Origin of the sequence: Nocardia sp. NPDC050378, assembly GCF_040655675.1 — a bacterium.
Lineage (GTDB): Bacteria > Actinomycetota > Actinomycetes > Mycobacteriales > Mycobacteriaceae > Nocardia > Nocardia coubleae.
This window is the reverse complement of record NZ_JBFAKI010000005.1, coordinates 137376-150796: the sequence shown is the minus strand read 5'-3', so window position 1 is coordinate 150796 and position 13421 is coordinate 137376. Positions and strand designations below refer to the sequence as shown.

The following is a 13421-nucleotide window of genomic DNA, read 5'->3' as shown; positions in this document are numbered from 1 at the left end:
CCGAGACGTCGCATGAGTGACGCCCCGGAGCTGATCAAGTCCGCCGATCCGGCGCGGATCACCGATGCGACGCCTGACCCGCTGCCGGGTCCGCGACACCGAACTACCCGGGTGACGGTGGTGTTCGTGGTCGCCCTGGCCGCGCTGGTGATTCTGGCCGTCGTGTCGGCGGTGCTCGGCCAGGTGCCGACGACCGCCGCGGAGGTGCTCGGCAGCGTCGCGCACCGGATCGGACTCGATTTCGGCCCGATGCCCGCGCATCCGGCCGGCGAGGTGACGCTGTGGGAGGTGCGGTTTCCCCGGGTGGTGCTGGCCGTTCTGGTCGGCGCGGTCCTCGCGACAGCGGGTGCATTGTTGCAGGGCGTGTTCGCCAACCCCCTGGCCGAACCGGGCGTGATCGGGGTGTCCGCCGGTGCGGCGGTCGGTGCGGGCACGGTGATCGTGATCGGTGGCGCGTTCGTCGCCGCCTGGTCGATAGCGGCGGCCGCGTTCGTCGCCGGGCTCGTCACGACAGCGCTGGTCTATGTGCTGTCGCGTTCGGGTGGTCGCACCGAGGTGGTGACGTTGATCCTCACCGGTGTGGCGATCAACGCGTTCGCCGGTGGTCTCATCGCGCTGCTGCTGTTCATCGCCACACCCGCCGCCCGGGACCAGATCGTGTTCTGGCAGCTGGGCAGCCTCAACGGCGCCACCTGGCCGTCGGTCGCCATCGTCGCCGTCCTCGCCGGAAGCGGAATACTGGCCGCCGTGCTCATCGCGCCGCGCCTGGATCTGCTGGCGCTGGGTGATTCCGCGGCCCGTCACCTCGGTGTCGACGTGGAGCGGCTGCGCAGGCAGGTGATCGTGGTGGTCGCCGTACTCACCGCCGCGGGGGTGGCGTTCAGCGGCATCATCCTGTTCGTCGGCTTGATCGTGCCGCATGTGGTGCGCATGCTCGTCGGCCCGGGGCACCGGGTCCTCGTGCCCCTCAGCGCCGTCGTCGGGGCGGTGGTGTTGCTCGGTGCCGACGTCGCCGCGCGCACCCTGGTCCGCAATGCCGACCTGCCCCTCGGCATGCTGACCTCACTGATCGGCGGCCCGTTCTTCTTCTGGCTGCTGCGCCGCACCAGGGCCAAGGCCGGAGGTTGGGGATGAGCACACCGAGCCGGCCCTCTTCGCGCCCGGTACTCGACCGAACGGCCGCGAGTACCCCGGTTCAGCGGCGGAAGTCGACGTCGTGGCGGTCGCTGTTCGCCCGTACTCCCGATGTTCCCGCGCGCCCGGAACCGGGCACCGTCACGCTGCGGGCGACGGATCTCACCGTGCGCCGTGGGGAGCGCACGGTTTTGGAGGACGTCGACTTCCGGGTGGCGGCCGGTGAGATCGTCGCGCTGGTCGGACCCAACGGCGCGGGCAAGTCGAGCCTGCTCGCCGCCCTGGCCGGTGAGCTCGAACCCACCTCGGGCACGGTGAAACTCGAAGGCCACGCCCTCTCGCACTGGACCCACGCCGACAAGGCCCGCCGCCGCGCGGTCCTGCCGCAATCACACACCGTCGGCTTCCCGTTCACGGCCCGCGAGGTCGTCGCCATGGGTCGCGCACCGTGGCTGCACACCCCCGCCGCCGACCGCGACGACGAACTGATCGCCGCCGCCCTGGCCGCCACCGACGTCACCCACCTCGCCGCCCGCACCTTTCCCGCCCTGTCCGGCGGTGAACGCGCCCGCGTCGCCCTGGCCCGGGTCCTCGCCCAGGACACCGCAACCCTGCTGCTGGACGAACCCACCGCCGCCCTCGACATCGGCCACCAGGAAGCGGTACTGCGGCTCGCCGCCGACCGCGCCGCCGAAGGCGCGGCGGTGGTCGTGGTGGTGCACGATCTAGGGGTGGCCGCGGCCTACGCCGACCGCGTCACCGTCCTCGACGAGGGCCGGGTCGCCGCCGACGGCCCACCGCGAGAAGTCCTCACCCGCGACCTGCTGACCAAGATCTACCGACACCCGGTCGACGTCTTCGACCACCCCGTCACCGGCCTGCAACTGGTCCTCCCCGACCGCACCCGCCCCTGAACCACCACTCGCACCACGCTGCGACGAAGGCGCCTGCCGTAACCGAGCTCCGCGGCGGTCCGCACCCGCTACCGCGGCCGACGGGTGTAGCCGCGAGGACCGGCGGGGCTGGTCCTACCGGAAACCGCCGCCGAATCCACCGGAATAGCCACCACCGGAGCAGCCGGAGTAGCCACCACCTCCGTCACCTCCATAGTTGCTGGAGGGGCCGTAGTACTTCCCGGACCGTCGCGGCCTGGTCGGATCGTGTGGGCGCGGATCGATCAGCTCACCGGTCAGCGCCTGCCAGCCTTCGGCCTCACTCGCATATCTGTCCGTCAGTGCCCGCCGGGTTTCGTTACCCCACGACACCTGCGTATACGGGTGGTGTTCGCGCTCGGCACGCAGGGCTTCCTGAACTTCGGCCACGGTCAGTTCGCCCTCTGCCCCGAGAATGGCGTCCAGGGTGGACAGGTAGATCCAGAAAGTGCGCGCATTCGAGTAGTCGGTGATCTCGTAGGCCCACTGCGCCCCGGTGGCCGCGTCCAGCGCCGCGGCACGACGCGAACGGATGCGCTCTCGCTCGCGCTCTCGTTCTTCCTCGCGCAGCCGCTGTTCCTCTTCGATGCGCTGCCGTGTGCGTCGGTGCTCTTCTTCGAGGAATTCGGTCAGGTCGCCGGTACGTTGCTTGTACTCCGCGATCACCCGGTGGAACTCGGCGCGCAGTTCGGCAGCGTCCGTGTCGTAGTTCGCGCGCAGCCGCCGGTTTCTCCTCGCGTACCGCAGCGACCACAACAGGGTCTCACCCAGTGGCAGCTCGAGATGCGCACCCACTTCCCGTGCCCGGGCCTGTAATTCGCCGATGGCGCCGAGCAGGTCCTCGGTCGCCGAACGCCACCGGTCGTAGTCGCTGTCGGAGACCGCGGTGTCCGGGTGCGCATCCGATCGAAAACCTGGATCGCTCACGCACGCGAGATAGTCATGGTCCCGGATCAATTGACCGATCACATCGAGGCGCCGATTCTCGACCAGGTTCGCCAGTATGCTCACGTGTACCGTGCGGCCCATACCTCATTGTGACAGAACTACGTTGTCCGGCACGGCCTTTCACCCGGGCCGACCGCCTGGTTCTGCCTCACCGCCAGATGATCTTCAGCAGCGCCGGTGTGAGCACCATGCGGATGATCGTGGCGTCGATGATGAGCGCGACGATCATCCCGTAGGCGATGTACTTCATCAGCACCAGGTCGGAGAACCCGAAAGCACCCGTCACCACGATGAGGATGGCGGCGGCGGAGGTGATGACGCCGCCGGTGTGGGCGACGCCGTAGCGGATCGACTCGGTGGCGTCGGCGCCGGAGGCGCGTTTCTCCGCGATGCGCGACAGCAAAAACACCTCGTAGTCGGTGGACAACCCGAAGATGACCGTCACGATCAACGCGACCACCGCGAACATCAACGGCCCCGGTGTGAACTGGAAGACCCCAGCCCCGTGCCCTTCCACGAAGATCCAGGTCAGCACACCCAACGTGGACACCAGGCTGAGCGCGCTCATCGCCACGGCCTTCACCGCGAGGATCACCGACCGGAACGCCACGATCATCAAAGCCAGGGCCGCGGCGACGAGAATCGCCAGTAGCAGTGGCAGCCCGTCGATCAACCCGTTGATGCTGTCGCGCTCCAGCGCCGGAATACCGGCGACCATGATCTCGACCCCCGGCGGTGCGGGCAGGGCGCGCAGGGAATCGATCACCCGGTCGGCGTCGCGTTTGTCACCGAGCCCGGCCGAGAGCACGTTCACGTCGTTCTTCGTCGGCGCGGCCGGTTCGAACCGACCGGTCAATCCGGGAATCCGATTGGCCTCGAACCGGATATCGCCGAGCTGCTGCGGTGAGGCACCGACCACGACGAGCTTCAACGGTTCGGTGCGGAAACCGGGGAACAGCCGGTCGAAATCCTCCTGCGCCACCCGCGCCGGGTTGTCGGCGGCCAGATACTTCTCGCTGATCCCGCCGAACTCGATGTGGCGCAACGGAATACTCAGTGCCAGCAGTCCGAGCACGATGGGGATCACCACTGCCCACGGCCTGCGCATCGCCCAGGTCGCCAGGCGGGAGAAGAACCCGGCATCGATCTGGGCCTCGGTCTCGGTGCGGGAGAACCGCTGCCAGCCGAGCCAGTCGATGCGCCGCCCAGCGATGCTCAGGGCGGCGGGCAGCGCGGTCACCGACAGCAGCGCCGCCAGCATCACCGCCGAGATGCCACCGTAGGGCACCGAGCGCAGCACGCCGTTGGGGAAGATGAACAACGCACCGAGGCTGAGCGCGATGATGCCGGCCGAGAACTGCACCGTGCGGCCCGCGGTCGCCACGGTGCGCGCGGTCGCTTCCTCCACGCTTCGCCCGGCGGCGAGCTCCTCACGGAACCTGGTCACCGTGAACAGCCCGTAGTCGATCGCCAGCCCGAGACTGACCAGCGTCATCACGGCGCTGGCGAACACATTCACCTCGATGTGGTCGGTGAGCACCCGCAGAATTCCCGAGGTGCCGAGGATGGTGAGCCCACCGATCAGCACCGGCAGCAACGCACCGATCACCCCGCCGAACACGAAGTACAGCAGGATCGCCACGATCGGCAACGCGATGATCTCCGCGCGCCGGATGTCGTGCTGCATCCCGATGTTGATGCCCTCGACCACCGGCTGCAACCCGGCCAGCTGCACCGTCGTCCCACCGGGTCCGCCGCCGGGCACACCGGCGTTCAGGTGCGGTTTGAGTGCCAGGTAGTTGTCGACCGTCGCCGTGCCGCCGCCACCGGCCAGCCCGATGCTGGCGAAGGCGTGCTGTTTGGTCGGGTCGGAGGCGTTCGCCGAGAACGGGCTGTCCCAGTAGCTGTCGATCTTGTGGATGCGCTCGCCGTGCTCGGCACGTAAACCGTTGAGAGCGGCCAGGACCGGGCCGCGCACCGCCGGATCGTCGACGGTGGCGCCGGCCGGGGCCGTGTAGATGACGATCAGGTCGCCGTCGGTGTCGCGCCCGAAGGTGTCGTCGGCCAGTTTCGACGCGGCGACCGATTGGCTGTCCTCGTCGAACCAGCCCTCCTGGGTGTAGCGACCGGCCAGGTCACGGCCGTACCACCCGGAGATCGCCACCGCGAGGACGAACAACCCGAGCACGAGAAAACGATGCCGGTGGACGAACCGCCCCCACCGCATCGACCGCGATTCCCGCATCTCAGCCGCAGGCGGCGGTGCGGTAGTCGGCCGAGCGCAGGATGCCGCACAGATCGGTGCGCGAGATCTTCCACTTCCCGTCGATCAGCACGAAATGCACGATGGTGGTGCGGACATTGGTGCCCGAACCGTCCTTGTCCAGGCGCATGGTCGCGGTGAGCGTGCCGTCGCGGTTGTCGAACACCGGGTCCACGACCCCGTACACGGCGTGCGGGTTGTCGCGTAGCGCCTTGTACATGTCGGGGATCGCGTCCTTGAACGCGGCGCCGTCCTCGATGAGAGCGGTGCGTTCGTCGTCGGGCAGGTTGGGGTCGAGCGCGCGTTTGATCTGCGCGTCGAGTTCGGCGGCGGTCGGCAGCGGCACGTTGGCCTTGCTCGACGAGATCGCGACCGAGGAGGACAGGGAGGCGTTGGCCGAGGACCGTGCGGCGTCGACCGAGGCCTCGTCGGTCCCACCGCAGGCGGTGAGGACGGCGAGGGCCGTGAGGCAGGCGGTGGCCGCAGCGGCCCTGGCGATAAGTGTGGAAGACATCACCATCTACATACCATCAATGACGGCACCGATCCGGCCGAGGATGCCGCGAACACTGGTTTCGGGCCGATGCACGGGCTGCGCGTGTTCGATCAGATCACGCACGAACGCGACGACGCTTCGCTCGTCGTCGAGGTCGATATCGGTGACCTGAGCACTGGCCTGGGCCACCACATCGGCCGAGCCTGGCACGGTTTCGCCCAGGTCGGGGCGATATATCTGGACGGTCAGGGTGGCGCGCCGGGTGCGGAAGGCGAAGGGCCGCCCGTCGTCGGTGGTGCCGAAACCGTGGGCGAACGGGCCGAGCGACAGGTCATCGATACCGAAACCCGACGCGGTGGGCTCGGTCATCGTGTGTTCTCCTGCCGCTGCGAGGGGCGATCAGTTGTCGACACGTCAACAGTAACGCGCGTCACCGACGTCGCGGCGCGGGCCACCCGGTCGGAGCTACTGGTGAGTCATCATGGTCAGATGGTGATCTGCGGTCATCTCGTGCGGAATTGAAGGAGTTCGGTGCATGCGCCTTCGTGGCTCGGTCGCCTCGACGTTGCTGGCGGCACTTGTGGTGGCCACCGGTTGCGCGGGTGAGGACAGCGGTCCCTCTGTGCCGACCCGGGAACCGGCCACCGCCGCGGTCTCGCCCGTCGTGGCAGGTGTCCCGGCCGGGAGTGTCACGCCGCTGTCGGCAACGAAAGCGCTACTGGCCGAACGGGCGACCGGTCGGCTCGCCGCGCTCGACACCGCGGGCACGACGCTCGCCCTGATCGACTCGGCGGGCACCCAGCGCGTCACCTTGCCCGTCGCGGGCGCCGCCCTGGCGCAAGGGACGGCCGGAGAGGTGCTCGTCGCCGCCGAGCGCCGGGTGCTGCGGGTGCGTGCCGATTCGGGCGCGATCACCGAACTGCCCGTCGAGGGTGACGTGCGCAGTGTGCAGATCCGGCCCGATGCGAGCCTGGTCGTCGGCACCGCCGACGGCACCGTCCGCGTCCTCGACCCCACCGGCGTCGTCACCCGCACCGTCACCGGTCTGGTCTCGGCCGACGCGCTCGCGGTCACCGGCGACGCCATCACCGTCTTGGACCGCAAACAGACCGCTGTCGTCGGTGTCGGCACCGACGCGCTCGGCCTGATGCTGCGCGCGGGTGACGGCGCGACCAACGCCCTGACCGACCCGCACGGCCGTATTCTCGTCGCCGACACCGACGGCGGTGAACTGCTCGTCTACTCGGCCGGTCCGCTCGTGCTGCGTCAGCGGTTCCCGGTAGCATCGGCGCCTTACGCCCTGGCCTACGATCCGCGCTCGGACACGGTCTGGGTGTCGTGCACAGAGAGCAACGAGGTCGTCGGGTACGACCTGTCGACCGGCATCGGTGTCGAGGTCGACCGCTTGACCACCGTGCGTCAGCCCGACGCGATCGCCGTCGACGAACGCACCGGCGACCTGTTCGTCGCCTCGGCCGCAGGCGAGGGTCTGCAGCGGATCGGGGCCGGACAGCGGAAGAGAGGGCTGTGATGGCGACTCCCCCGAGCTGGGAAACCAGCAACGACGACTACGAATACGTGCCACTTCGCCTGCCACCGGAGGTCACCCGGGTCTCCGCCTCCATGCGGTTGGCCATCCAGGCCGAATTCGGTGGCTGGGAACTGTCGCGGGTGCGCGCCTACACCGACGGCAGCCGCCGGGTGTTGTTGCGCCGCCGAAAGACCGCCGTCCTCCCTGTGCCCGAACCCGGATTGTGAGCCGACCCATGTACGCCCTGCTGTTACGTTTGATGTTCCTGATCCCGCCGGAGCGGGTGCACCACCTGGTGTTCGCGGCCCTGCGGTTCGCGACCTGGTTCCCGCCCACGCGGTGGCTGGCGCGCAAGCTCACCGTCGTCGAGGATCCGATCCTGGCGACGACCGCGTTCGGTGTCGATTTCCCCGCGCCACTCGGGCTGGCCGCCGGTTTCGACAAGAACGCCGACGGCGCGAACACCTGGGGGTCGCTCGGTTTCGGATTCGCCGAGATCGGCACCGTCACCGCCCAGGCCCAGCCCGGTAATCCGGCGCCGCGCCTGTTCCGGGTGTCGGCCGATCGCGGCCTGATCAACCGCATGGGTTTCAACAATCACGGCGCGGCCGCCGCGGCTGCCCGCCTGCACGGCGCGCACCCCACGGTGCCGATCGGCGCGAACATCGGTAAGACCAAGGTCGTCGAACCCGATGCGGCCGCAGCCGATTACGCCACCAGCGCGCGCCTGCTCGGTCCGCTGGCCGACTTCGTCGTGGTCAACGTGTCCTCCCCCAACACCCCCGGCCTGCGCGATCTGCAGGCGGTCGAATCGTTGCGCCCGATCCTGGCGGCCGTGCTCGAGGTGGTGTCGGTGCCGGTGCTGGTGAAGATCGCCCCCGACCTGTCCGACGATGACATCGACGCTGTCGCCGACCTCGCCGTCGAACTGGGTCTGGCCGGCATCGTCGCCACCAACACCACCATCCGCCGCGACGGCCTGAAGACTCCCGCCGCCGAGGTCGAGGCGATGGGCGCGGGCGGGCTGTCCGGCGCCCCGGTGGCCGAGCGTTCCCTGCAGGTCCTGCGCCGCCTCTACGCCCGCGTGGGCGACAAGCTCGTACTGATCTCGGTGGGCGGTATCGAAACCCCCGAGCAGGCCTGGGAGCGCATCCTCGCCGGCGCCTCCCTGTTGCAGGGCTACACCGGTTTCATCTACGGCGGCCCCTTCTGGACCACCCGCATCCATCGCGGCATCGCCGCCAACCTGCGCGCGGGCGGTTTCACCTCCCTGGCCCAAGCCGTCGGCGCCGAACACCGCACCGCGAAGGCCTGAGCCTCACCCGTAGTACACATTCCGCGCACGGTCGCCGTGCGGCAGTCTCGGCGGCCCCCACCCGACCCGGCGGTCGGGCGGATCGTGGAACGACTCGCCCGCGGGTTCGCGCCCGGCACGGGCGTCGAGCCGTTTGGCCAGTTTGATCAGCGCCTGCTGCCACATCATGCCGAGGATGTCGGCGCGGGCGCTGATCTCGGCGTGGGCGATGCGGTCGTAGGCCATGCCGAGATCGCTGACGAGTTCGTCCAGTTCCATGCCCGCGCGAGCCTGTTCCGTGGTGAGCAGATAGCCGGGCAACCAGCTCAGGGTCCAGGAATCGGGGCCGACGCGGTCGGCGTATTCCGGTGTGCGGTCGCTGCGCATGGTGTCGTCGGTGCGGAAAATCATCGCGGACCTGCCTTCCCCGGCGGGCGCTTCACCTGTCCGGGTGTCCGGCGGGGCGGGCGCTCCCCCGTAACCCAGTGTGGCATTTGCCTTTTGTCCGGGTCAATTGCCATTGTAGAGAGGTAATTGCCGCAAATCGGGCGTGGCAAACCCGGGATTGTGGCGATCGCAGTCCGGCGACCGCGTGGTCGCGGGTCGTCAGGTGACGGGAGGCGGACATGTCGATGGTTCCCCAGGACGCCCGTGTCGCCGCTCTCCGCAGCATCCTCACGCGCCTCGGCAAATACTCCGGCCTGAGCGCGGAACGCTTGCGCCACACCGAAATCGACGCCGCGCCGCTGCTCGAGCTGCTGTCGGTGCGCAGGCACGCCAGGCGCACCGGTGACAGTGTCGAAGCCGCGATCCTGCCGGTGGTGCGCGAGGTCGCCCAGTGGCTCGCCCCGACCGATCGGCTCATCGTCGATGCCGCCCTGTGTCTCGGGTTGTGGCGGGACCGGCCGGGCGTCGGTGTCGACGTCGATCGCCTGTACGCGGACAACCTCGGCGAACGTCGAGAGGCCTTGACCGAACAGTGGGTCGCGTTGCACACCCTGCTCGATGTCGACCCGATCCCCGAGGCTCCCACCGTCAAGCGTCTGCGCACCGTCGCCGAACACGCCGCGTTCACCGCCCTGGCCGGGCTGCTCGCCGCCGACTCGGGCTATCCGATGGCTCAGCCCGCCGCGCCCGCGCCGACCGCGCCGCCGCCCGCTCAACGCGGGGTGGTGACGGTGTTCGGTGACGCGGTGATCGACCACCTGTACCGGGTGGACGACTTTCCCACCGCCACCAGCGCGGCCAGCGGCAGCTTCACCGGTCATCCCGGCGGCAAAGGCCTCAACCGGGCGGTGGCGGCGGCCCGGCTCGGCATCGACGTGCACCTGGTGTGCGCGGTCGGTGACGACGAGTACGGCCGCCGCATCCGTGAGTTCCTCGAAACCGAGCGTGTGCACCTGGATCTGGTGAAGGTAGTTCTGTTCGCGCCGTCGCTGGTGACCGCCGTCGTGTTGGCTCCCAACGGCGAATCGCGGATGATCGGCTGCCGCGACACCCGCGTGCAGTTGCAGGACGAGGACCTGCACCGCCCCGAGCTGCGCGGTGCCCTCGAGTCCTCGGATGTGGTGATCCTGAGTTTCGAGCAGCCCCCGGCGGTGATCGAACAGGTGCTGGCCACGGTCTCGCAGCTGCAACCCAAACCGCCCGTGATCGTGTGTCCCACCCCGTCGATGCCGGTTCCCCAGGGGCTGTACCAGCATTTCGGCGCCGTCGACTACCTGGTCGGCACGGCCGCCGAACTCGCCGCGCTGCTACCCGACGTGCCCGCCGAGTCCGGCGACGACATCGCCCGGCTACTGCGCGGGCTCGGCGTCGGCACCGTGTGCACGGTCGAGAACTTCCGCTGCGTGGTCGCCTCCGACACGGTGAACACCGTCATCGATCACTTCCCCCAGGTACTCAAGGCCTCCGTCGGTGCGGCGGCGGCATTCACCGGGGCGCTGGCGCATCGGCTGGTGAACAGCCGAACCGCGCTCACCGCAGCCGATTTCGCATGGGCAACCGCCGCGATGATTCCGACCCAGAAGCTGGGTGCGGTCGCGGTGACCATGCCCGGTGTCGACGACATCGATCGCATCGTGCGCCTGTACGCGCCGCGAGCCTGAACCGGGGGTAAAGTCGCGGCGTCGCACCGCACCCCGTCCCACCTCGGAGGATCGTTGACCATCCTGTCGTTCGGCAGGGCCGCGAGCACACGCGCCGGGGCCGACACCGCCCACCGGTTGGGCCGCGCGGGCGGACATCTTCCGGTGCGGGTCGTCGAGATCGCCGACCCCCGCGACGGCGGGCATCTGCTGGTTTTCGGCAATCCCGGCGACGGTTGCCTGGTGCGGCTGCATTCACGCTGTCTCTACGGCGAAAGCCTGGGCTCCGACGACTGCGACTGCGGCGCCGAACTGCGCACCGCGATGGACCGCATCCAAACCGAGGGCTGCGGTGTGCTGGTCTATCTCGAGCAGGAGGGGCGCGGCGCCGGCCTGATCTGGAAGGCCAGGGGGTACCGGGAGAGCGAATTGTCGGGAGCCGACACGTTCCAGGCTTATGAGCGCCTCGGCCTGCCCGCCGACACCCGCCGTTTCGCACCCGCCGCTGACGCACTCGCCGAGCTGGGCTTGCGCCGGGTACGCCTGCTGACCAACAATCCCGACAAGTGCCGGGCGCTGACCGATGCGGGCATCGACGTGGACCCGGTACCGCTGACGATCACCCTTTCCTCGACCCGCGGCAGACAGTATCTGCAGGCCAAACGCGTGCACCGGCACCACACCATCCCCGTCGACGACCAGGTCGCCGATTCCCGCCGCCGGACGTGGTGGTGGCCCGGTCGCCGCAGGTAAACGCCCCGCGATTCCCGATATCCGGCTACGATATGTGAGCCGTGCCACTTTTGACGCCTTCGCCTCGAGATGATGTGAGGAAAGCCGTCTCATTGGTTCGGTACTTCAGCTCGGCCTATGGGAACAGGGATATGACAGAGATCGGTTTCGCGCACGCTTCCGGGGTCACGGTGCACACCGTACCCGCCGCCTTCCAGCAGACCGCCGCCTTGCGGCCCGGCCAGATCGCGCTGCGCACCGTCGGCGGCACCCAGGAGATCACCTGGTCCGAATACGCCACCCGGGTGCGCGCTCTGGCCGCCGGCCTGGCGAAACTCGGTGTCGGACACGGCGATTCGGTGGGCATCATGCTCACCAACCGGCCCGAGTTCAACCTGGTCGACACCGCCGCCCTGCACCTGGGCGCCACCCCGTTCTCGGTGTACAACACCAGCTCGCCGGAGCAGATCGCGCACGTGTTCGCCAACGCGGGCAACCAGGTCGTCATCACCGAGCAGGCCTTCCTCGATGTGATCCGGGAATCCGGCGCCGAGATCGCGCACACGGTCCTCGTCGACGGCACCGCCGAGAACACCGTGTCACTTACCCAGCTCGAATCGGACCCACTGCCGGACTTCGATTTCGACGCCGCCTGGCAGGCCGTGGAGCCCGGTGATCTGGCCACCCTCATCTACACCTCGGGCACCACCGGCCCGTCCAAGGGCGTGGAGCTCACCCACAGCAATGTGATCGCGCAGGTCGTCGGCCTGGTCTCCGGCCCGCTGCCGGTCGGTTTCGACGACCGCGCGGTGTCGTATCTGCCCGCCGCCCATGTCGCCGACCGCATTTCCGCGCACGCGATCAGTCTGCTCACCGGTGTGCAGATCACCACCGTCCCCGACCCGCGCGAGATCGCCGCCGCCCTGCCCGATGCCCGCCCGACGGTGTTCTTCGGTGTGCCACGGGTGTGGCAGAAGATCAAGACCGGTATCGAGAACAAGCTCGCCGTGGAACCGAGCCCGGTGAAGAAGGCGCTGGCCAACTGGGCCATCGGTGTCGGTGTCGCCGACGCGCGCGCCAAGCTGGCGGGCGAGGGCTCGTCGCTGCTGCTCGGTGTGCAGCACAAGATCGCCGACGCGCTGGTGCTGTCGAAGTTGCGTGACGCGCTCGGTTTCGCCGAACTGAAGGTCGCCGCCTCCGGTGCCGCCCCGGTACCGCCGGAAACCCTCGAGTACTTCCTCGGCCTCGGCTTCTCGGTGAGCGAGGTGTGGGGCATGTCGGAGACCTCGGGTGTCGGCACGTTCACCGAGATCGACAAACCGCGCCCCGGTTCGGTCGGTCGCGTCATGGACGGGGTCGAGTTGCGGTTGGACGCCGACGGCGAGGTCCTCATCCGCGGCCCGATCATCACCCGCGGTTACCGCAACATGCCCGACAAGACCGCCGAAGCCATCGACGACGCGGGCTGGCTGCACACCGGCGATGTCGGCACGCTCGACGCCGACGGCTACCTGCGCATCGTCGACCGCAAGAAGGAACTCATCATCAGCGAGGCGGGAAAGAACATCGCCCCCTCCAATATCGAGAACGCCATGAAGGCGGCCTCGTCGATGATCGGCCAGGCCGTCGCGATCGGCGACGCCCGCCCCTACATCACCGCCCTGGTCATGCTCGATCCCGACGTCGCCGCCCTGCGCGCCAAGGAATTCGGTGCCACCGACGCCACCCTGGCCGAACTGTCGCGTCGCCCCGAGATCATCGAGGAGGTCAAGGAGGCGGTGCTCGCGGGCAACCGGAAGCTGTCGCGGGTGGAGCAGGTGAAGCGGTTCCACATCGTGGAGACGCTGTGGGAGCCCGGTGGTGACGAGCTGACCCCGAAGATGTCGCTCAAGCGCACCCCCATCGCGAACAAATACGTCGACCGGATCGCCGAGCTCTACGCGGCCGAACCGCCTGCGGGCGTCGTGAACGTGAAGTAGGTCCGAAAGAACCGGTGGCCCCGCA

At 68.9% G+C, this 13421-nt stretch carries 13 protein-coding genes; 8 read left to right on the top strand and 5 right to left on the bottom strand.

From position 1 onward, the window contains the following. Positions 1-12: 12 nt before the first annotated feature. Both AB0I35_RS13490 and AB0I35_RS13485 read left to right on the top strand, forming a co-directional pair. A complete protein-coding gene (locus AB0I35_RS13490) occupies positions 13-1134 on the top strand; it encodes an iron ABC transporter permease (protein ID WP_357396123.1) in 1122 nt (373 codons plus the stop codon). Continuing rightward, on the top strand, positions 1131-2048 hold the full coding sequence (locus AB0I35_RS13485) for a heme ABC transporter ATP-binding protein (RefSeq protein WP_357396122.1): 918 nt from the start codon (positions 1131-1133) through the stop codon (positions 2046-2048). The genes AB0I35_RS13490 and AB0I35_RS13485 overlap by 4 nt, the downstream gene beginning before the upstream one ends. A 114-nt stretch (positions 2049-2162) precedes the next feature. On the opposite strand, the gene AB0I35_RS13480 is transcribed toward AB0I35_RS13485, so the two are convergent. The 4 genes from AB0I35_RS13480 to AB0I35_RS13465 form a co-directional block, all read right to left on the bottom strand. After that, a complete protein-coding gene (locus AB0I35_RS13480) occupies positions 2163-3077 on the bottom strand; it encodes a hypothetical protein (RefSeq protein ID WP_357396120.1) in 915 nt (304 codons plus the stop codon). A gap of 85 nt (positions 3078-3162) precedes the next feature. Next, positions 3163-5202 carry an MMPL family transporter gene (locus AB0I35_RS13475; RefSeq protein ID WP_357396119.1) on the bottom strand — a complete coding sequence of 680 codons (2040 nt, stop codon included), beginning with the start codon at positions 5200-5202 and terminating at the stop codon, positions 3163-3165. Positions 5203-5260: 58 nt separating this feature from the next. After that, positions 5261-5791 (bottom strand): hypothetical protein, encoded by a 531-nt coding sequence (locus AB0I35_RS13470; protein WP_357396117.1) that lies wholly within the window; start codon positions 5789-5791, stop codon positions 5261-5263. A gap of 6 nt (positions 5792-5797) precedes the next feature. Next, the gene (locus AB0I35_RS13465) at positions 5798-6142 is read right to left on the bottom strand and encodes a hypothetical protein (protein ID WP_357396116.1); all 345 of its coding nucleotides are present in this window, start codon (positions 6140-6142) and stop codon (positions 5798-5800) included. A gap of 166 nt (positions 6143-6308) precedes the next feature. Between AB0I35_RS13465 and AB0I35_RS13460 the strand changes: the two genes are divergently transcribed. Genes AB0I35_RS13460 through AB0I35_RS13450 form a run of 3 tightly spaced genes read left to right on the top strand, consistent with a single transcriptional unit; the run spans position 6309 to position 8619 of the window. Beyond that, positions 6309-7304 carry a hypothetical protein gene (locus AB0I35_RS13460; RefSeq protein ID WP_357396115.1) on the top strand — a complete coding sequence of 332 codons (996 nt, stop codon included), beginning with the start codon at positions 6309-6311 and terminating at the stop codon, positions 7302-7304. After that, positions 7304-7531, top strand: coding sequence for a DUF5703 family protein (locus AB0I35_RS13455; protein WP_067638350.1), 228 nt, complete (start codon positions 7304-7306; stop codon positions 7529-7531). Before AB0I35_RS13460 ends, AB0I35_RS13455 begins: the two co-directional genes overlap by 1 nt. An 8-nt stretch (positions 7532-7539) precedes the next feature. Continuing rightward, positions 7540-8619 carry a quinone-dependent dihydroorotate dehydrogenase gene (locus AB0I35_RS13450; RefSeq protein WP_357396114.1) on the top strand — a complete coding sequence of 360 codons (1080 nt, stop codon included), beginning with the start codon at positions 7540-7542 and terminating at the stop codon, positions 8617-8619. A gap of 3 nt (positions 8620-8622) precedes the next feature. Here AB0I35_RS13450 and AB0I35_RS13445 read toward each other — a convergent pair whose 3' ends face one another. Next, complete coding sequence (locus tag AB0I35_RS13445; RefSeq protein ID WP_357396112.1) at positions 8623-9009, bottom strand: hypothetical protein; 387 nt, start codon at positions 9007-9009, stop codon at positions 8623-8625. A 215-nt stretch (positions 9010-9224) separates the two neighbouring features. On the opposite strand from AB0I35_RS13445, the gene AB0I35_RS13440 reads away from it, so the two are divergent. The 3 genes from AB0I35_RS13440 to AB0I35_RS13430 all read left to right on the top strand — a co-directional run bounded on the left by AB0I35_RS13440 (position 9225) and on the right by AB0I35_RS13430 (position 13396). Further along, entirely contained in the window at positions 9225-10706 is a 1482-nt protein-coding gene (locus tag AB0I35_RS13440) for a PfkB family carbohydrate kinase (RefSeq protein WP_357396111.1), read from the top strand. Between the two features lie 54 nt (positions 10707-10760). Continuing rightward, the gene (locus tag AB0I35_RS13435) at positions 10761-11438 is read left to right on the top strand and encodes a GTP cyclohydrolase II (RefSeq protein WP_357396109.1); all 678 of its coding nucleotides are present in this window, start codon (positions 10761-10763) and stop codon (positions 11436-11438) included. Between the two features lie 131 nt (positions 11439-11569). Beyond that, on the top strand, positions 11570-13396 hold the full coding sequence (locus tag AB0I35_RS13430) for a long-chain fatty acid--CoA ligase (RefSeq protein ID WP_357396108.1): 1827 nt from the start codon (positions 11570-11572) through the stop codon (positions 13394-13396). Positions 13397-13421: the final 25 nt, after the last annotated feature.